This is a genomic window from Neisseria macacae ATCC 33926 (assembly GCF_022749495.1).
Taxonomy (GTDB): domain Bacteria; phylum Pseudomonadota; class Gammaproteobacteria; order Burkholderiales; family Neisseriaceae; genus Neisseria; species Neisseria macacae.
The window spans coordinates 2,594,836-2,614,097 of record NZ_CP094241.1; the positions used below are offsets into that span (position 1 = coordinate 2,594,836).

16 protein-coding genes are annotated in these 19,262 nt (G+C 46.0%); 9 read left to right on the top strand and 7 right to left on the bottom strand.

The features are described 5' to 3' along the window. Positions 1 to 180: 180 nt before the first annotated feature. From MON40_RS12400 to MON40_RS12415, 4 genes are all read right to left on the bottom strand, one after another. Positions 181 to 873, bottom strand: a complete 693-nt coding sequence (locus MON40_RS12400; protein WP_174263542.1) for an ATP-binding cassette domain-containing protein — start codon at positions 871 to 873, stop codon at positions 181 to 183. Then, entirely contained in the window at positions 873 to 1,670 is a 798-nt protein-coding gene (locus MON40_RS12405) for an ABC transporter permease (RefSeq protein ID WP_003776012.1), read from the bottom strand. The genes MON40_RS12400 and MON40_RS12405 overlap by 1 nt, the downstream gene beginning before the upstream one ends. A 194-nt stretch (positions 1,671 to 1,864) precedes the next feature. Next, positions 1,865 to 2,434: a hypothetical protein gene (locus MON40_RS12410; protein WP_242925926.1), complete on the bottom strand. Its 570-nt coding sequence runs from the start codon at positions 2,432 to 2,434 to the stop codon at positions 1,865 to 1,867. Between the two features lie 394 nt (positions 2,435 to 2,828). Next, positions 2,829 to 3,806: an ABC transporter substrate-binding protein gene (locus MON40_RS12415; RefSeq protein ID WP_003776010.1), complete on the bottom strand. Its 978-nt coding sequence runs from the start codon at positions 3,804 to 3,806 to the stop codon at positions 2,829 to 2,831. Positions 3,807 to 4,208: 402 nt separating this feature from the next. Between MON40_RS12415 and coaD the strand changes: the two genes are divergently transcribed. Beyond that, positions 4,209 to 4,739: a pantetheine-phosphate adenylyltransferase gene (gene coaD, locus MON40_RS12420; protein WP_003776009.1), complete on the top strand. Its 531-nt coding sequence runs from the start codon at positions 4,209 to 4,211 to the stop codon at positions 4,737 to 4,739. Between the two features lie 168 nt (positions 4,740 to 4,907). Here coaD and MON40_RS12425 read toward each other — a convergent pair whose 3' ends face one another. The 3 genes from MON40_RS12425 to MON40_RS12435 all read right to left on the bottom strand — a co-directional run bounded on the left by MON40_RS12425 (position 4,908) and on the right by MON40_RS12435 (position 9,228). Then, positions 4,908 to 5,639 (bottom strand): LytR/AlgR family response regulator transcription factor, encoded by a 732-nt coding sequence (locus tag MON40_RS12425; RefSeq protein WP_003758320.1) that lies wholly within the window; start codon positions 5,637 to 5,639, stop codon positions 4,908 to 4,910. A 278-nt stretch (positions 5,640 to 5,917) separates the two neighbouring features. Continuing rightward, positions 5,918 to 6,805 (bottom strand): tRNA glutamyl-Q(34) synthetase GluQRS, encoded by an 888-nt coding sequence (gluQRS, locus tag MON40_RS12430; RefSeq protein WP_003776008.1) that lies wholly within the window; start codon positions 6,803 to 6,805, stop codon positions 5,918 to 5,920. A gap of 254 nt (positions 6,806 to 7,059) precedes the next feature. Further along, on the bottom strand, positions 7,060 to 9,228 hold the full coding sequence (locus MON40_RS12435; RefSeq protein WP_003776006.1) for a primosomal protein N': 2,169 nt from the start codon (positions 9,226 to 9,228) through the stop codon (positions 7,060 to 7,062). Positions 9,229 to 9,366: 138 nt separating this feature from the next. On the opposite strand from MON40_RS12435, the gene MON40_RS12440 reads away from it, so the two are divergent. The 8 genes from MON40_RS12440 to MON40_RS12475 all read left to right on the top strand — a co-directional run bounded on the left by MON40_RS12440 (position 9,367) and on the right by MON40_RS12475 (position 18,622). Further along, positions 9,367 to 10,161: a DsbC family protein gene (locus MON40_RS12440; protein ID WP_003758306.1), complete on the top strand. Its 795-nt coding sequence runs from the start codon at positions 9,367 to 9,369 to the stop codon at positions 10,159 to 10,161. A gap of 262 nt (positions 10,162 to 10,423) precedes the next feature. Next, positions 10,424 to 11,746, top strand: coding sequence for a murein transglycosylase A (mltA, locus tag MON40_RS12445; protein WP_003776004.1), 1,323 nt, complete (start codon positions 10,424 to 10,426; stop codon positions 11,744 to 11,746). Between the two features lie 454 nt (positions 11,747 to 12,200). Continuing rightward, the gene (locus MON40_RS12450) at positions 12,201 to 13,142 is read left to right on the top strand and encodes a hypothetical protein (RefSeq protein ID WP_003776003.1); all 942 of its coding nucleotides are present in this window, start codon (positions 12,201 to 12,203) and stop codon (positions 13,140 to 13,142) included. 697 nt (positions 13,143 to 13,839) lie between these two features. After that, entirely contained in the window at positions 13,840 to 14,307 is a 468-nt protein-coding gene (locus MON40_RS12455; protein WP_242925927.1) for a lysozyme inhibitor LprI family protein, read from the top strand. Positions 14,308 to 14,762: 455 nt separating this feature from the next. Continuing rightward, a complete protein-coding gene (locus MON40_RS12460; protein WP_242926051.1) occupies positions 14,763 to 15,275 on the top strand; it encodes an RHS repeat-associated core domain-containing protein in 513 nt (170 codons plus the stop codon). Between the two features lie 475 nt (positions 15,276 to 15,750). Next, positions 15,751 to 16,041, top strand: coding sequence for a hypothetical protein (locus MON40_RS12465; protein WP_003780711.1), 291 nt, complete (start codon positions 15,751 to 15,753; stop codon positions 16,039 to 16,041). 26 nt (positions 16,042 to 16,067) lie between these two features. Beyond that, entirely contained in the window at positions 16,068 to 17,180 is a 1,113-nt protein-coding gene (locus MON40_RS12470) for a tetratricopeptide repeat protein (RefSeq protein WP_242925928.1), read from the top strand. 929 nt (positions 17,181 to 18,109) lie between these two features. Continuing rightward, positions 18,110 to 18,622, top strand: coding sequence for a hypothetical protein (locus MON40_RS12475; RefSeq protein ID WP_003780579.1), 513 nt, complete (start codon positions 18,110 to 18,112; stop codon positions 18,620 to 18,622). Positions 18,623 to 19,262 lie beyond the last annotated feature (640 nt).

Genomic DNA, 19,262 nt, shown 5'->3' on the forward strand with positions numbered 1-19,262 from the left:
CCTCTCCCACGGGGAGAGGGAATCGGGCTGCCAAACCCTAACATTTTCAGGTTTACCTGACATCTGATTCCCAATCCTGCACTCTCTGATTTTCAGCAACCTAATCCCCTCTCCCCGTGGGAGAGGGTTAGGGAGAGGGCAACGAACCGCAAGGTTCGTCAGATATTCAAATCCCCCTCATCACTCATAATAATGAATCCCCTGAAACTCCCTTGCCACCACAGCTTCTTCAAAAGCCGAATCGCGTTCAGATAGCGGCGTGGGCAGGGTCATCACGTTTTGTACGTTCATGCCCTTAGTGGAAAGCAGCATGATTTCATGGCTCAGGCGCGCGGCTTCGAAGCGGTCGTGCGTTACCAGCATACACGCCATGCCCTGCCGCTCGATTTTTTCCACCAGCATGGCGACCAAAATATCGCGCAAATCGCGGTCCAAACCGACAAACGGCTCGTCCAGCAAGGCAAGATCGCAGCCGCACAGCAGCAGGCGCAAAAACGCCACCCGTTTCGCCATACCGCCGGACAATTCGGTCGGATATTTGTTCAAATCGCCCGCCGTCAGCCCGACTTTCGCCGCCAGCGCGATGATTTCGCCTTCATCGGGTTTGTCCATAAAAATCGCGATATTCTGCATCGCGGTCAGGTTTTCCGGTAGGCGGTTTTCCTGAAACAGAAAACCCGTTTTGCGGAAAGTATTGCGTATCATGCCCGATTTCGGCGTTTCCAAGCCTGCAATCAGCCGCAAAACCGTCGTCTTGCCGCAGCCGCTCGGCCCGAACAAGGCTTTCACTTCGCCATGTTGCAGGTTCAAACTGAAATCGCGCACGATGGGGTCGCGGAGAATTTCAAAACGCACGTTTTCAAGACAGAGCATCATCTTCTCCACGGCATAAACAAAATTTCCAAAGGCTTGGTAATCAGGTATTCAAACAGCGACACAAACACGATAACTAACACCACATAAGCCATCACCGTCGAAGTTTCCAGCATCGCCCTCGCGTCCGCAATCCGCGCTCCCACGCCTTCGCTCGCGCCCAAGAGTTCCGCCATAATCACCACTTTCACCCCCATCGCCACCGCCACGCCGATGCTGGAAATCACATAGCCCGTCAGATGCGGGATATACAGATAACGGATTTTTTTCAGACGGCCTAATTTATAAGCATCAAACAATTCCTCATGCTGCTTGTTCACGCTCGCCATCCCGACCGCCGCACTCGCAAACGTCAGCGGCGCAACCAACACAATGATGGTAAATAACACGCTCGGATTGCCGAAACCGAACCAAAACAGAGCCATCACCACCCAAATAATCGGCGGCATCGCCAACAAAATCGTAATCACAGGCTTGAACAACGCCATCGCCGTCTTAAAACTGCCCGCCACCAGCCCCGCCGCCAATCCCGCTACCAGCGCAACCGAAATGCCCACCACCGACCGCCACAGCGAAATCCCGATTTCGTTTTCCTGAAAATGTTTCAATAAATCAAACGACTTTTGAAACACTTCCACCGGCGCAGGCAGCATAAACTCGCCGAACACGGCACTACCCCACGCCCACAACGCCACCACCACCATCGCCACGCTCAAACCGGCAAAGCCGCTCCAAAGGTAGTCGATGATGTAAAACACCGCAGACTGCGGTTTGCGGATTTTGTCGGTTTTAATCATGGTTTAGGTGTTGGTTAGAGGGAATGGTTTGGGGACGATAGGTCGTCTGAAAAAGGGGCGGTTAGGTTAGCGGAACGATAACCTAACCGAAACGGCTTAGTTTCCCCAAATGGTGTTTTTCAGACGACCTTGGTTTGGGATTTTGGTGTTTTGTTTAGTCATGAGCAGTGGCTAATCAATCTACACTAAACTTATCATTTCCCACTTTTAGCCCTATCCCATTCACCTTTTAGATATTGTCTCATATTGTTCCTAAATGGCTTTATCCCTTTATAGTAGAACTGTTTTTCCTTCATCCCATTTACTTTATAATGGAAATTTTTCACTTCCTCTCTTAAATTTTCGGCAGATTTAATAATTGTATCATTTGAAATTTTATTAAATTTATCAGTTTTTTCTCCTTCATTAAAATAGAGCAAAAATAAATTATATGTATAGAGAAATTCAGTCCATTTTTCACCCATCTTAGATTTAGTTTCTCCTTCTATTGGTTTATCTATAAATATAATATTTTTCTCCTTATCTATTTTAATGTATTCATCCATCAAACCCTTATATTCGTAAGAAACTCTTATAAAATCAGCTGATAATTTCCTAACATTTTGAATCCATTCAACCCTAGACTTCGCTTTTAAATTAGCATCAATACTTTTTTTGTTATTAAATATCTGCATTATTACCATTATAATGGTTGATAACAACGCAACAAAGGCGGCAATACTACTCCACTGAAAATTACCATTAACATCCCAAAAAATACTCATAGTATTACTCCGTGTTGTTAAATAAACTTATGACTAAATAACCAAACCATCCCTTTTCTCAGGTTTATCTGATAAGCTGGTGGTTAGATTATGATTCTATAGCAAGCGTAGGTTGGGACATGACCCAACATTTCAGGTAACTCGACGGTTTTGTTGGTTTGAACAACCCAACCTACGGTTACTACCTGCCGTCATTCCCGCGCAGGCGGGAATCCAGAGGTTTAACGTTGCTGCAATTTTAAAACATTCCTGCAATATCAGAGACTGGATTCCCGCCTGCGCGGGAATGACGGCTCTTTGTGTACTGTTCGAACTATTATCTGATAGGCCGCCTGAAAATGACAAGGCAGATTTCATGGCTACTCCATTATTTTCAGACGGCCTCTCTCCTCTTTTAAGCCAAGAAGAATCCGTTATCCGGCAGCTTGCCGCCCAAGAGTTTCGGGTTGAACTGCATCAGGATTTCGTAAAACTTCAAAATCTCGTTCTTGACTTCGCTGCCTTTGGTTACCGTCAGCCGCGCACCGTCTAAGCCCATGACTAGGGCGGGTTCGGGGGCGGGGAGATAGTTTTTGCCGATTTTCGCCGCGCTTTGACGGTTGGCCAGTATCCAGTTGAGCGCGTTTTTCAAATCCTGATGGAAGATGTCGAACTGCGCCTTGTGCGCGTGGAAATATTCTTCGTTGGCAATGATGCCCGCCATCGGAATCAGTGGTTTGGTGTCAAACGCCTGCCCCCATGCCTTCACCAAATCAAAGCCGCGCACGACGTTTACACCCATGGTTTTGCCTTTGAGCATACCCGCGCTCGCCATCGGTTCCGGCAAGATGGCGGCGTGGTAGTCCTTGCTCAAAAACAGCCCCACCGCTTCGGGCGGCGTGGCGGTATAAGTGATGCCGACTTTATGCGCGTCGATTTTCAGTTTTTTCAACAAGGCTTGCAGCACGATGTCGGGCATGTCGTTTTTAAACGGCACGAGGATTTTTTTGCCGGCCAAATCCTGCGGCGAGGCAATCGCGCTGCCTTTGCAGACCAACTGCGTGATGCCGTTGGTCAAAATATTGACCATGCCGACTTTCTGCCCTTGGTTGCGCAGGTTTACGCCGACATTGCTCGGACTCATCATCACTTTAAATTGCCCGCTCGCCACGCCCGCACGAAGCTGGTCGGGCGAGCGCCAAACCTTCAGCGACACATCCGCCTGCTTCGCCAGCTTACCCTGCAACGCCGCTACGGCAATGGTTACGCTGGGCATCGCCGGCGCGCCGTACACGGTAAATTGCTCTTTACCGGCTGCCAGCAGCGAAGGCGAAACCCCTGCCGCTGCCAGCGCGGCGGTCATTTTTAAGAAATCACGTCTTTTCAGTTCCATTTTCCAATCTCCATATCGAATCCGTCTGAAATATGGCGGATTAACTTTAAACCAGTACGGCGTTGCCTCGCCTTGTTCTGATTTAAATTTAATCCACTATACAAATGCACTTTCGCCCATTTGCCTAATACGGATAAATTTTGATAATAATTTCTATTTATTATGCTATTAAAGGATTTCGAAGTAAAGGAAGGCTAATCCGGTGTCGCCGCGTTATTGCTTTAAACCGTCTGAAGCAAATCTTCATGCGTTTGATTTCATATCAATCATGTTTTAATGAATGGGTCGTCTGAAAACCCGGTTTCGCCCCAATACGGACTGATTGTGTATTTCAGACGACCTTTTTGACATTCCCGCCCCCGCCCGCTATGCTGACGGCTGCCATCACTCATTCTACTTTCCATGAAAACGATTCCCCCGCGCCGCGCTGTTTACGCAGGCAGTTTCGACCCGCCGACACTCGGTCATCTTTGGATGATAAAAGAAGCGCAGGCGCTTTTTGACGAACTCGTCGTCGCCATCGGCATCAATCCTGAAAAACGCAACACCTACACCATAGACGAACGCCGCGCCATGCTCGAAGCGATTACGGGCGACTTTCCCAATGTCCGCATCTGCGTATTTGAAAACCGCTTCCTTGTCCGCTACGCGCGCGAAATCGGCGCGGGATTTATCGTTCGCGGCATCCGTTCTGCCGCCGACTACGAATACGAACGCTCCATGCGCTATATCAACAGCGACCTTGCGCCCGAAATTTCGACGGTCTTTCTGATGCCGCCGCGCGAAATCGCCGAAGTATCTTCCACCATGGTCAAAGGCTTGGTCGGCCCCGACGGCTGGCGCGACATGATACGCCGCTACCTGCCCGAAGCCGTGTACGACAAAATCGTGCGGGATCACGATAAAACGGCGAATGACGGCGCATCGCAATAAGGTTCGGACAACAGAAAAATGTGTTGCCCCGCCTTATCCTAATCTTATCTATCCGCTACTCTGCCGCCTTGTTACGACTACCGTGCCGGCTCACGACAAGGGGTCGTCTGAAAAACAAAAACCCTGCCAAAAGGCAGGGTTTTTGTTGATGATGGGGCAAATCCGCCATCAGATTTGTTTTTTCAGAATTTTGCGCAGGGTCGCCAATTGGCGGCGGCTGACGGGAAGCGGTTTGGGTACGTCCAAAACCTTCGCGCCCCAAATGGCATTGCTCTCGTCTTCCTCTTCATCCAAGCGGATAAGGCAGTCTAAGGTGTGTCGGAACACGATGGCGTTGCGGTGGATGCGGATTACTTTGTCCCCGAGCAGCTCTTCCCAAGAAACCAGCGTTTTGGGCAATTCGTATCGCTGCCCGTCGCCGGTAATCAGGAATACGGTTTTGTGTTCCGCCAATAAATAACGCGCCTGCTGCCATGGGATTTCAATCATCAGATCACGGCTAAAGACGGTGAAATGGGTGAAATCGTCGGCTTTTTCGCGGTATTTTTCGCCAACACGGTCAAGCGCAGCTTGCAGACGGGTCATTCTGATGGGCTTGAGCAGGTAGTCGGCGGCAGCCAATTCGAAGGCACGCAGGGCGTGTTCTTCATAGGCGGTGGTGAAAATAATTTCGGGCTGGCGTTTGGCACCGCGCTTGATGCGCTCGACAAACTCCAAACCGTTGATTTCAGGCAGGCCGATATCGGCGAATACGATATCTGCTTCATGTATGCTCAACCAATCCAATGCCGGCTGGGCATGGTGGAATACATTAAGCAAGACGACATTGCATTCTTCAAGTAAGACCCGTAAACGCTCTGCTGCCAGCACTTCGTCTTCAACAATAATGGCACTTAACATAATCTTTTTTTCTTTGTTATTTTAAATACGAATGTGAATTTTAAATCAATACACAACGTTCCCGCGTGTTTTCGGTATGTTGAAACATTTTTCTCATACGGTTGCCTCTTTCTGCCGTTTTGGCAGACAGGCCAAACATTCATCTGAAATGAAAGTGGTCTTGAGGTGTTTAGGAATATACCTTAATTCTGTTAACTTTATCCAAAAAACAAGCGATTACTTACAAAAATTAAAAAATTTAAGTAATACCTCAAGTAATTTGTTGCAAATTTACAAATTTACTCCGTGACTATGTCATTACACGGTATCGTCCGTATCTCCCAATGTAAAACCGCCCACGCCAACAATTCTTCGGGTCGGTCAACCTCGGGCGCGTCGGGAAGATTGAGATAACGCATCACTTGCCGCAAAAGCGCTTCGCGCCGGTTCAAATCCAAGGCGGGAGCAAGCGTTTGTTTGGACCATTTCTGCCCCAGCGAATTCACCAGCAAAGGCAGGTGCGCATAATGCGGCGTGTTTGCGCCGAGACATTGCTGCAAATAAATCTGACGCGGCGTGGACACCAGCAAATCCTGTCCGCGCACGATATGTGTGATTCCTTGTTCGGCATCGTCCGCGACCACGGCAAGTTGATACGCCCAAAAACCGTCCGCACGCAGAAGGACGAAATCGCCGATATCGTGTGCCAGATTTTGGGCGTAATAGCCGACAATTTCATCCTGAAAACCGATTATCCTGTCGGGAACGGCAATCCGCCAAGCAGGCGTTTTCCCATTCGCTTCAGGCCTTTGCGCCGGAACACGGCAACGCCCGTTGTACACAAATCCGTCTGCCCCCGCCGTTGCCGCCGCCTGCCAGTCTTTACGGCTGCAATAACAAGGATATACCAGCCCCTCACTTTTCAGACGACCCAATGCCTCTTGATACAACCCGTTCCGTCGGCTTTGGTAGGCGACTTCGCCGTCCCATTCAAAGCCGAACGCTTCCAATGTGTGCAAAATATGCGCGTCAGCGCCCGCCATTTCCCTGGGCGGGTCCAAGTCTTCCATACGCACCAGCCACTTGCCGCCGTTGGCGCGCGCATCGGCATAAGAAGCCAAAGCGGTCAGCAGCGAGCCTATGTGCAGCAAACCCGTAGGGCTGGGGGCGAAGCGTCCTATATACATGCAAACTCCGTATGGAACTCAAAATGGGCGATATGTCGGCAAAGCCTGAACTGCCAACTGCGGCGCAGCATCAGGCTTTCATGCCGCGTATTTTATCGTAGGGCTTTTGTGAAGGCTCAAATGTTTTTCAATGCAGGCGCAACCCTGCCCATCCCGGCCTTGCCGCGTTTCACAAACCAGAAAGATGGTTTAAACAAAAAGGTCGTCTGAAAATGCCTCTTCCGCTTTTGCAGACGACCCCTTCCCTATTCCGCTTACGCTTCCTGCGCGTCCACATCCACCGACCATCTGATTTTGCCGTCGCGGTTTTGCTGCAACACCTGCACCCACAAACTCACGGAGCGGTGCAAATCCTGTCGGGATGTTGATTCAAGGAAGATTTGCGCGCGTTCGCGTTCGGCGAGGCGTACCATCAGCATGGGGGCGGCGCCGAACTGGGAGACGCTTTCGGGCAACAGCGGGGCGAGGGTTTCTTTGGCAGCGTTGAGAAACTCCATCGCATCGGCAACGCGCGGTGCGTCGGCGCGGACGGCGGTCTGGAAACCGAAGGGCGGCATGGCGAACATTTGCCGCTCGTTCAATTCGTTTTCGGCAAACACGGCGTAGTCCTGCGCTTTGACGGCGGCGAAGACGGGATGTTCAGGCAGTTGGGTCTGTATCAACACCTTGCCGGGTTTGTCGGCGCGCCCCGCCCTGCCGGACACTTGCATCAGCTCGGCGAACAGCCTTTCCGGCGCGCGGAAATCCGCGCTGTACAGGCTGCCGTCGGCGTTCAACACGATAACAAGGTTGAGCCGCGCGAAATCATGGCCTTTGGCAAGCATCTGCGTGCCGACCAGAATGTCGATTTCGTTGTCGGCGATGCGGCGGTACAAATCCGCCCAGTCGTTTTTGTGCGCGGTGCTGTCCCTATCGACGCGGACGACGGCGGCCTTGGGCAGGAAGGCGCGCAGGGTTTCTTCGACGCGCTGCGTGCCGTGCCCGACGGCGGTCAGGTCTTGGTTGCCGCAGTCGGGGCATTTGAACGGGATGGGTTCGCGGTGGTCGCAGTGGTGGCAGCGCAGTTGGCGGGCGCGTTGGTGCAGCACCATTTTGGCGGAGCAGTTCGGGCAGCCGAAGGTATGGCCGCAGTCGCCGCAAAACAGCGCGGGCGCGAAACCGCGACGGTTGAGGTACACCAGCGACATGCCGCCCGCTTCAAAATTCTGTTTCAAAAGCTGCAAGGCTTGCGGCGAGAAGCCGTTGTCGAGTTTCAGACGGCCTACGTTGAGGATCTCCACTTGCGGCAGTTGCGCGGCGGTATGGGCGCGTTCGGTCAGTTGCAGCAGGCGGTACGCGCCGCTTTGCGCCTTGTGCCAACTCTCCAAGCTGGGCGTGGCGCTGCCCAACACGACAGGGCAGCCGCTCTGCTTCGCACGCCACACCGCCAAATCGCGGGCATGGTAGCGCAATTCGTTGTCCTGTTTGAACGAGCCGTCATGTTCCTCATCGACCACAATCAGCCCGACATTATCCATCGGCGTGAACACCGCCAGCCGCGTGCCGATGACCAACTTCGCCTGCCCCAACATTGCGCGCAGATAATCCTGCGTGCGCCTGCCTGCCGCCATCTGGCTGTGCAACACGGCAGTCGGCACGTCAGCAAACCGGTTTTCCACCCGCTTCAAAAGCTGCGGCGTGAGGTTGATTTCCGGCAACAGAAACAACACCTGCCGCCCCTGTACCAACACTTTCGCCATCGCATCGAAATACACCTCGGTCTTGCCGCTGCCGGTGATGCCGTACAGTAGAAACGGTTGAAAGCTGCCGAAGGTCGTCTGAATTTCATCGGAAGCCTTCTGTTGGTCGGTATTCAACACAAATTCAGACGGCCTTAAAACGGGTTTCGCCGCTTCCGTCGTTTCAATCCAACCCTGCTCCGCCCAATCTTCGATTAATTTCGCTGCCTGTACATTCACCTGCTTCAACGCCGCCATCGTCATCCCGCCCGACAGCAGCGCGTCCCACAAAGCCGCTTTTTTATTGAACCGAGCCGGCGGCGGCGTTTGCGCCCTGCCCACTTCGTTCAGCGCGTAAAACAACGGCGGCTGCGGCATTTCCACCGCGCGCGTTTCCTTCAAACCCTGCGGCAGCGCGGCAAACACAGCCTGCCCCGTCGGATAGTGGTAATAACGCGACGTAAACGAGAGCAAATCACGCCAGCTTTCGGGCAGCGGCGGCTCGTCCGAAAAGGTCGTCTGAACGCTCAAAATCCGCGCCGCATCCATATCCGGCGCAATATCCGTTTCCCACACAATCCCGACCACGGTTTTGTTGCGGAAAGGCACAAGCACCCGCGTTCCCTGCGGCAGCGGCTCGGAATAGGAATAAGTCAAAAGGCCGTCTGAAAGCGGCACGTTTACGGCGATGCGGTGGTAGATCATACAGGCAAGCAAATCGTTTTTTTGCGTATTTTAACAGCCGAAAGCTATTTTCAGACGATAAATTGAGCCTCAATACAATGCAGGCATGACAGAGGTTTGATACAATGCGGTTTTCTTGACACACGCCTATACTTAAAAATGAAAACCAAATTAATCAAAATCTTAGCCCCCATCGCTCTGATCTCACTGACCGCGTGCGGGCAAACGCCCGTTTCACAGGCAAATGCAGCGCCCTCTTCAGCCGCCAAGCCCGCCGCCCCCGTACAAGGCAAAGTCGGCGAAGCCTTGAAAGCCCGCCTCGAAAAAATTTACGAATCCCAAGGCCTGAAAGTCATCAGCGTCAGCGAAACCCCTATTCAAGGCATTTATGAAGTCGTCGTCAGCGGCAAACAAATCATTTACACCGATGCCAAAGGCGACTATATGTTCGTCGGCGACCTCATCGACGTCAACACGCGCAAAAGCCTGACCGACGAACGCGCCGCCGATTTGAACAAAATCGACTTCGCCTCCCTGCCTTTGGACAAAGCGATTAAAGAAGTACGCGGCAACGGCAAGCTGAAAGTCGCCGTCTTCTCCGACCCCGACTGCCCATACTGCAAACGCTTGGAACACGAGTTTGAAAAAATGACCGACATCACGATCTACAACTTCATGATGCCGATTCCGAGCCTGCACCCCGATGCCGCGCGCAAAGCCGAAATCCTGTGGTGCCAGCCCAACCCGACCCAAGCCTGGACCGACTGGATGCGCAAAGGCCAATTCCCGAGCGGCAAAGCCAATTGCGACAATCCCGTTGCCGAAACCACTTCTTTGGGCGAACAATTCGGCTTCAACGGCACACCTACCCTCGTCTTCCCGAACGGCCGCAGCCAAAGCGGATACAGCCCCATGCCGCACCTCAAAAAAATCATCGAAGACAATCAGAAATAAGATTGGCTTCAAGATACGGCAAAGGTCGTCTGAAAACCGATATACAAGGTTTTCAGACGACCTTTTTCATACCGCCGAAGCAGGCAGGCAAACTGTGTTAAAATCCCAAGCTCTTGAATAAACGGACCAAATATCCCGTCTGCAAATCTGTCCATCCGATGCGAACCGATTTTCTGAGTACATCCCAAGCAAGTCGGCGCAGCCGCTTGATACGTTTCACCCTATCCGGCGGCAGATTTCAGACGACCTTTAAGACAGCATTATGAAAAAACACCTATACCGCATCACACTCCTCACCATCGCCGCAGCCGTCCTCTCCGCCTGCCCGAGCAAACGCATCAAAAACCTTCCCGAAGTCGACACCACCACCGTCAAAGGCCCGGACCGCCCCACCGGCACGCCCGACCCCGCCGGTACCACCGTCAGCGGCGGCGGCGCGACCTACACCGTCGTGTCCCACCAAGAACTGCCGCACTGGAGCACCCAACACTTCGTCAAAAGCCTCCAATCCTTCCGCTTAGGCTGCGAGAAACTGAAAAACCGCACAGGCTGGCAAGATGTCTGCGCCCAAGCCATGCAGACGCCCCTCCACCATTTCCAAGCCAAACATTTCTTCGAACGCTATTTCACCCCTTGGCAGGTCAACAACAACGGCAACCCCGCCGGCACCATCACCGGCTACTACGAGCCCGTCCTGCTCGGCGATGACAAAGCCACAAGCAAAGCCCGCTTCCCCATCTACGGCATCCCCAACGACTTCGTTTCCGTCCCCCTGTCCGCCAATTTGAGGGGCAGCAAAGCCACCGTCCGCATCCGCCAAACCGGTGCCAACAGCGGCGTTATCGACAACAGCGGCACACATACCGCCGACCTGTCCCAATTCCCCATTACCGCCCGCAGCACCGCCCTCAAAGGCAGATTTGAAGGCAGCCGCTTCGTTCCTTATTACACCCGCAACCAAATCAACGGCGGCGCGCTCAACGGCAAAGCCCCCATCCTCGGTTACGCAGAAGACCCCGTCGAACTCTTCTTCATGCACATCCAAGGTTCGGGTCGTCTGAAAACCCCGTCCGGCAAATACATCCGCGTCGGATTTGCCGACAAAAACGAACACCCCTACGTCTCCATCGGACGCTACATGGCAGACAAAGGCTACCTCCCCCTCGCACAAACCAGCATGCAGGGCATCAAAGCCTACATGAAGCAAAACCCCGGCCGCCTCGCCGAAGTCTTGGGACAAAACCCCAGCTACGTCTTCTTCCGCGAACTGACCGGCAGCAGCGAAGCCGGCCCGGTCGGCGCATTGGGCACCCCGCTCTTGGGTGAATACGCAGGCGCCATCGACCGCCACTACATCACCTTAGGCGCGCCGCTGTTTGTCGCCACCGCCCATCCGACCACCAAAAAAGCCCTCAACCGCCTCATCATGGCGCAAGATACAGGCAGCGCCATCAAAGGCGCCGTCCGTGTGGACTACTTCTGGGGCTACGGCGACGAAGCAGGCGAAGTTGCCGGCAAAATGAAAACCACAGGCTACGTCTGGCAACTCCTGCCCAACGGCATGAAACCCAGTTATCAGCCTTAACATCGGCTAAAAAGTCAAAAGGTCGTCTGAAAACCAGTTTTCAGACGACCTTTTCCATATCCAAACCATCCATACCCGCTCTTATAGTGGATTAAATTTAAATCAGGACAAGGCGACGAAGCCGCAGGCAGTACAGATAGTACGGAACCGATTCACTTGGTGCTTCAGCACCTTAGAGAATCGTTCTCTTTGAGCTAAGGCGAGGCAGCGCCGTACTGGTTTAAAGTTAATCCACTATACCAACCATTCACACGACATCTTTACCACTCATCATCACCCATTTGTCCTTTTGGGCTTTTTGATTTATGTTCAGACTTTCATCTAGCAGTATTTAAAAAAATAGACGCCAACCCAAAGATAAGCAAAAAATGAAAAAATTATTATTGGCAGTTGCCTTATTGTCTTTGCGCCTACCTTTAATACAGATTTAAATCGCAAAAAACGGACGATAATCATGCCTAAAAATTGGATAAATAAAATCATTTCATTCACCGCCATCGTCTTCTTATCGGGAGGCCGCATCCCTTTCTCAAAAGAGACACCCAAAGACAACCTGCCCGACACGGTGTCCATTACCCTGCCAGAATCCAGCAAACATTTTGTTAACAAATTTCCTGAAAATTATGCAGGACCTTCTGACGACTCAGAATTTTTTAATGTCAATCAATATGAAATAGACTTTAATCAGGAAAAAACCGTTGTTTTTGAACATGGCAAACATACTTTTAAAATACCTCATGTAAGCAGTATTACCGCATATGAAAATCGAAGTCATAACCCGTTCTTAGGTGTTAATCAATTTGACATGTTTTCTGACCTTGGCAAAAGCAGCAACGTCAGTGACGAAGAAGCAAGACAGAATTTCTATAATCTGATCAGGCAGATGCATCAAGCCGGTTGGACAGATTTGATTTCTCGCAGCGCACCAAGGATTAAGCACGACCGTAAAAATGCTGCCGCCTTTTTTGAAGTGGAAAACAGTAGAATTAAAGCAAAACCGATAACCGGCATTCCCACCGCTATTGAACTAACCCCTGAGGAATGGAAGAAACTGCCCAACTTAGCTCAGATAGGGACTCTATATGCGGAGGGTGTGCTTGTGGAGTTTATGCTTGGTAAGGATAACTCAGAACAATATCGAGACCAATACGGCAACGGTCAGTATGCTCTGAGAATTACTATAAGTGCATATTGGGATTTCCTCCGGTTATATGCACAAGAAGAATTTGGCAAACCAAGCTACCGCGAAGCCTTGGATAAACAGTTCCGCTTACTGGCAAAGGAAAGGAAAAAAATGGAAGACAAAGCCCGCGCAGAAGGCTTTGAGATCGACGAAAGCTATCAAGACCCGCCTGTTCCTCCTTTAATAGCACTCCCGCGCGACGGTTCACGCTGATTGAAACGGGAAAAAGCAAGCGTAGATTGGCTTCAAAAACCCATATTTCGACGATTTGACGGTTTTGCAGAAGTACCCGGCCTATTTACCCTATCGATATAAAAAGTTTTATATATTGGTGATTTAAATGAATTCAAAAACTAAACAGTGGCTTTCAATTTTATTAATGCCACATATACTTACCGCTCTACTCCTAGGGCCGGGCATGCTGATTTATTTTATGGGCGGGATTTTTGGAGTCTACTTGATCTTTCCATATTTAGGCCAAGGCAGATATTTTGACAATTTAATATATATCGGCTTACCAATTGTTTTCATTACTTTAATTTTAGGATTTGTTTTACGGAATAAACTTATCGGACGCCGTTTGGTTTCCTTAGCCATATATCTATGGTTCGTAATCGGTTTTCTCTGTCTTTCTGCTCATTATTAGCAAATAATATAGTGGATTAAATTTAGATCAGGACAAGGCGACGAAGCCGCAGACAGTACAGATAGTACGGAACCGATTCACTTGGTGCTTCAGCACCTTAGAGAATCGTTCTCTTTGAGCTAAGGCGAGGCAACGCCGTACTGGTTTAAAGTTAATCCACTATAATTGTATTGTTAACCCATTTTAGTAAGTGTAGGCTTAGATGGAAACCAAATATTTTAAATAACTGTTTGCCACTATATATATTAAAGGAAGGATTGCGTTGTGATCGCTTTAAATAATAGAGCTTTATTTATTACAATTTGCCTCGCCCCAACTTTTACACTTGGAGATTTACCTGAAACAGTTATTGATAAAGATGCATTAAACAAACCATGCCATGTAAACAGTATAATACAAGAGGATATTCTTGTATGTTTTTCTAAGTCATATTTATTGGCACAGAAAGAATTAAATAATAATTATTCAATTGCTCAAAAGCAGAAAAATGTAAATATAAGAAATTATTTAATTCATCAACAAAGGCAATGGAATAAAAACAAATTTGATAAATGCTTGATATTGCCAGAGAAAGAGGTTGGGAGAGAGGGGATATTTGAATATTTGCAATGTGCTACAGATGCCATTTTAAAGCGAAATAGCTATTTAAAAGAAATTTATGTATGTGGCAACGAACCTTGCCAATTTGAAGAACCATATTTCTTTCAAACTATTGGGCATGATAAGGATTAACAACCCATCCACCCTCAAATTATAAAATAACATTTTTCTTTTTAAATTAATCTATAAAATCTGAATTAGAACCTGGCATTTATCAAGGTCGTCTGAAACTCAACTTTCAGACGACCTTCTTTAGTCCCAAATCTATTCACCCATCACTTTCAGAAACCATCCATACGACATTTTTACCGTTTGTCATTATTTTTTGTCTTACCTATCTTTTTGATTTATTTTTTAATATTTCATCATAAATCATCCAGATCGAGACCTTTTCCAAAATCCCCTAGAGATCTTGGTAGGAATTTAGAGGAATTTGACAAAGATCTCCACCTACAACAGCTCAAGCTCAGACAAGGCACAAGAAATCCTGTATTACCACAACGATCAAATCGGTATAAGGTCATCTGAAACTGGATATACATCAACCCTTCCGTCTGCAGAATCAGCATTATGATGAAGAAACTGGGCTGCATTACAACTTCTTCCGCTACTATGATCCGGAGATTGGGCGGTTTACGCAGCAGGACCCGATTGGGTTAGCAGGCGGGGAGAGCCTGTATATTTATGCGCAAAATACAAAAAGTTGGATTGACCCTTTGGGCTTGGATAAATACGATTGCATAGCTAATGAACAAGCTGGCGGAGGCAGACATGGATATTATCCACCAGGGACTACACAACACAAAAAGTGTGAATATAGATGCGACAACCTAACTACAAAGAAAACAATTTTTGTAATTTCACACTCTGATGAAGCAAGTGAGGGTAGTGTAGGATCAGACTCACGTTCTTGCAAGGGTACTCAGTATTCCCCTGTGCCAGTCACGAATCTTAAAGGTAACGGTTCTACGACTATTATGCATCCTATTGGCTATGAACATTTTAATATTTATACATATGGATTTTGGGGACTTTACGATAGCATGGGAAGCACTAGTGATATTTACAATCAGTTAAAGAAACATGATGGAGTCAAATAATATAACTAAATATTTCAATACGGAAAGCTATTATAAAATATTATTATTACAAATAATATTTACAATACCAGCCTTGATAATATTTATACAATTTATCACTTCAAAACTTATTTTAGGAATATATGGCATATTTTTTTTATATTTTATAGAAATACTAAGCGGAATAATTGGATTATTTTGTTGCATCCTCATCTTATTTTGCAAGAGAAAAAATATTATTGTTATACTAACAAGTATAATTATATGCGAATTCAATATATTTTCCATTCTAAGATTTAATCCTAATGGTATATATAATTATTATTGTCATATATGTGAATATATATTTCAAATTGCATCCTAAAAAAATCCTAAAATTATTTACAATGATTCATTTGAAAAAGCTGTTGGTCTTTCCTCTGTAGTATCAGCAGCCAACCAAGCCAAGGAAGGTAAGTTTAGTGCTTGTGTATACGCAGTAGATGTGACGTCTGGTATGGCAGGAATACGCTTCTCACAATTAAGTTCAAAACTTAAATTAACCGCTGGTGTGGGATTAGCTGCTAGTTCTGGAGCCTTCTCTGACTATATTTGTCAAGGTAAATCAGCAAGTGAAACTCTTAAAGGAGTGCCTGGCAATATTGCAGGTGCAGTAACAGGCGACCGCCTAGGAAAAATAGGTATGGGAGATTTTAGGCAAACTATAGGTTTAGAGATAAAAAAAGAATTTACAAATAGGAGCATAAATCAAGCAGAAAAACTGGGGACACCAAGTAAAAAACGGTAATCTAGAATTGAAATGAGAGATTATTAATGAAAAATAAATTTTTTCTAACAATTTATATTGTATCAATTGCTTTAGCTCTTTCTTCTTGCAATTACTTTGAACAAAAAAAGGTCGTAACTTGTGAGCCAATGGACAGCTTACCTAAGTTAGAACAGTGTGCCCAAAATAATGATATACAGAGCCAATATAACCTAGGAGCGCGATATTTGAATGGCGTGGAAGCACCCAAAGATTTAGAAAAAGCATTTTATTGGACCGAAAAAGCGGCCAAACAAGGTTATACCGCAGCAGAATCTAATTTGGGATGGCTATATTCCATTGGTGGAGGGGGCAAAAAAGATGAAAAAAAAGCAATTGAATGGACACAAAAAGCAATCAAAAAAGGGGATGTAATCGCCTATTCAAATTTAGGTTATTTTTACAGTCATGGGATAGGAGTACCTATTGATTTCAAAAAAAGTGTGGAATATTACCAGATTGCTGCAAATCAAGGAGTAGCAGAAGCCTATCAGAATTTAGGAGTGGCTTACTTAAATGGCAAAGGTGTGCCAAAAAATACCCAAAAAGCTTTAGACATGATGAAGAAAGCTATCGATGGGGGTAGCCAAACTGCTATTTACAATTTGGGAAACATTTATTCTTCAATAGGAAAAAATGAGGAGGCAATTTTGTGGCTTCGGAAGGCAGCTGAATTAAATCTTGTCTTTGCTCAGGCTGATTTAGCAGGAAAGTTGGCTGAAAGCGCCAAAACAGAAGCTGAAAAACAGGAAGCTAAGCAATGGTTAGAAAAAGCTCTGGCTCAAAATGAACCCTACGCTTATGCCGCAGCCGGCGTATTGTACTCTGAAAAAAATAATGTCTTCCCCATCAATGAGAAAAAAGCTTATGAGTATTATATGAAGGCAGCTGAATTAGGAGAAGAACAGGCCCAAACTCTCTTGGCATTGTGGTATTGGGAAGGAAGATATGTACCAAAAGACGAAATAAAAGCAGTGGAATGGTTTGAACGTGCAGCCAATAACGGTGAAATCAAAGCTGCTAGAAAATTAATAGAAATATATGAGCAAGGTAGCAAAAATATTCCAAAAAATAAAGCCAGAAAGCAATATTGGGAAAGCAAACTGACCGTCATTGAGTGAGTAAGCGTAGATTAGGTAAAAAACCTAACTTTCACAAAGGTCTTCCGAAAACTTTTAGACGACCTAATTTAGGTACTTACAGTTGCACCAAAATTGCCACGAAGAAAATGGTTAGTTTGTTATCTAATTCAGATACTGAAATACAAAATTCTCATTTTCGTTTAGGTGTAAAGGTAGGAATGACTTACTTCCCTATGGGCATGGCGCCGCATCATACAAGTTATAAATCATACAGTTGGTTTTTCATACTATTAGAATAGCTAGGGGTAAACTAAAGATATTCATGATCAAATTGGGAATATTAAAAAAATGAAGCAAAAAAATTACTTCTTACTGATTGCTCAAATTTTGCTAAATCTTCCGTCATTGATATTTTTGACCGTATGGCTCATAAAAATAACAATAGTGATGGATGCAGAATTATTTTCATATTTACTTACATTTATTAAATTATCAAGCTATATTGCAAGTCTGTTTTCAGTAGCTACTCTGATAAATTTACTCTTTATAAGAAATATGAAAACCTTACCAATTTCGGTACCCATAAGTATATTTACATTATTATTCAGTGCATATACCTTAAGTTCATATGCCTGCAATTCTTTTTATGGATATTACATGTGTTTGGTTCGTGATTATATTTTTAAAATCATTCACTAAATAACAAGCATAATCCAAATAAGCAAGTGTAAGTTAGATTTAAATAAAGGTCGTCTGAAAAACTTTCAGACGACCTATCAAATACAGATTAAAAAGTAGGCTACTACTCTGGTAATAACGCCTGCAACAAACTGTTTCGATGAGCTATTTAGCTCGTACGAGCTTAGAGGCTTTTCCTCATAGTAATAAGTCTGCTTTGAACTGAATTTCCTTAGTTATCCGTGACAGTCCTTTGATTAAAACTGCAATTCGCCTTAAAAAGTGCATCCATGAAGAAATTTATTAAATTAGCTTTAATCTCTTTAGGCACGCTATCTGCAATCATAGTTATACCATTAATAATATTAATGTTCAGCCATGATCAACATGATGATTTCCATTACAAAACTCCTGATGAGTTTTTAAATTCCAAGTCATTTTCTTGGTACATTGATATTTTTCCCAAAAGCAGTCGCAATATATTCTTGAGGACTTTTATTGAAACAAATGAAATGATCGTTATTTTTGAAACAAATAAAGCGGATGAAATACCCTTTTCTCAACTTTATCCTATAACTTCTAAAGGAATAGACTATTTAAACGACTTCAATATTCCTGCTTCCCAAAAACAACCTTTTTTGGATAATGGTAAATTATATTGTTATTTTTATTCAAACAACTCTCCTTATTTGGTCAGTAAATACTATTCAAACAATCCTGATCTAGTACATTATATGTTTACATCACTCCGATCCGAGGAAGCTTTAGAGCTTTGTCCTTCAAATACCGTTAAAACACATTAGATCAATCCTGATTCAAATACCATCTCAGGTTTAGGTTTCAAAAAACCATTATATTTTCTTCATATACTGAAACATGGGCATCAATTCTATTATTAATATCTACTTGCCAAGTATTGCTTTATTCATTCTTTTTATTTTTCTTGTTATTGAGTGGAAAAACGACGTAGAACTGAGAAAAAGAATGAAAGATATGAATTTCTTTGAAAGAAATTATATTTTCCCTAATTATTTTTATATATATACTGCAATATGGACAATAACTCTATTGATGCTACTTATTCATGAACCATTTTTTTATTTTATGTTTTTATTTTGTTTATTATTCTCTGGAGGATTTATTCATACCGAAAGAAAAACAAGTCAATTGAGAAGTTTTATGTATGGAATGTATTACGGAACTCTATTTGTTCTCATAATCTGGTTGATTAATTTAAAACTGAATATAATTTCTTTACCTGATTAACAGGCAAGTGGAAGTTGTGCTGGAAATCCGACATTTTTAGGTAATTTGATGACCTTACTCCAAACTGCTTGTTTTTTTTATGAGAATATACTTGAATAAACATCGTAATGCTTTATGTAAAGACCCCGTCCTGATGGTAAAAAACTGGGACAGGCATTACGGATAAAGTTTAATGCG

Excerpts from the sequence above, each read along its gene's own strand:
- MON40_RS12400 (WP_174263542.1), bottom strand. The coding sequence starts at position 873 with ATGCTCTGTCTTGAAAACGTGCGTTTTGAAATTCTCCGCGACCCCATC.
- MON40_RS12405 (WP_003776012.1), bottom strand. The coding sequence starts at position 1,670 with ATGATTAAAACCGACAAAATCCGCAAACCGCAGTCTGCGGTGTTTTAC.
- MON40_RS12410 (WP_242925926.1), bottom strand. The coding sequence starts at position 2,434 with ATGAGTATTTTTTGGGATGTTAATGGTAATTTTCAGTGGAGTAGTATT.
- MON40_RS12415 (WP_003776010.1), bottom strand. The coding sequence starts at position 3,806 with ATGGAACTGAAAAGACGTGATTTCTTAAAAATGACCGCCGCGCTGGCA.
- coaD (WP_003776009.1), top strand. The coding sequence starts at position 4,209 with ATGAAAACGATTCCCCCGCGCCGCGCTGTTTACGCAGGCAGTTTCGAC.
- MON40_RS12425 (WP_003758320.1), bottom strand. The coding sequence starts at position 5,639 with ATGTTAAGTGCCATTATTGTTGAAGACGAAGTGCTGGCAGCAGAGCGT.
- gluQRS (WP_003776008.1), bottom strand. The coding sequence starts at position 6,805 with ATGTATATAGGACGCTTCGCCCCCAGCCCTACGGGTTTGCTGCACATA.
- MON40_RS12435 (WP_003776006.1), bottom strand. The coding sequence starts at position 9,228 with ATGATCTACCACCGCATCGCCGTAAACGTGCCGCTTTCAGACGGCCTT.
- MON40_RS12440 (WP_003758306.1), top strand. The coding sequence starts at position 9,367 with ATGAAAACCAAATTAATCAAAATCTTAGCCCCCATCGCTCTGATCTCA.
- mltA (WP_003776004.1), top strand. The coding sequence starts at position 10,424 with ATGAAAAAACACCTATACCGCATCACACTCCTCACCATCGCCGCAGCC.
- MON40_RS12450 (WP_003776003.1), top strand. The coding sequence starts at position 12,201 with ATGCCTAAAAATTGGATAAATAAAATCATTTCATTCACCGCCATCGTC.
- MON40_RS12465 (WP_003780711.1), top strand. The coding sequence starts at position 15,751 with ATGGCAGGAATACGCTTCTCACAATTAAGTTCAAAACTTAAATTAACC.
- MON40_RS12470 (WP_242925928.1), top strand. The coding sequence starts at position 16,068 with ATGAAAAATAAATTTTTTCTAACAATTTATATTGTATCAATTGCTTTA.
- MON40_RS12475 (WP_003780579.1), top strand. The coding sequence starts at position 18,110 with ATGAAGAAATTTATTAAATTAGCTTTAATCTCTTTAGGCACGCTATCT.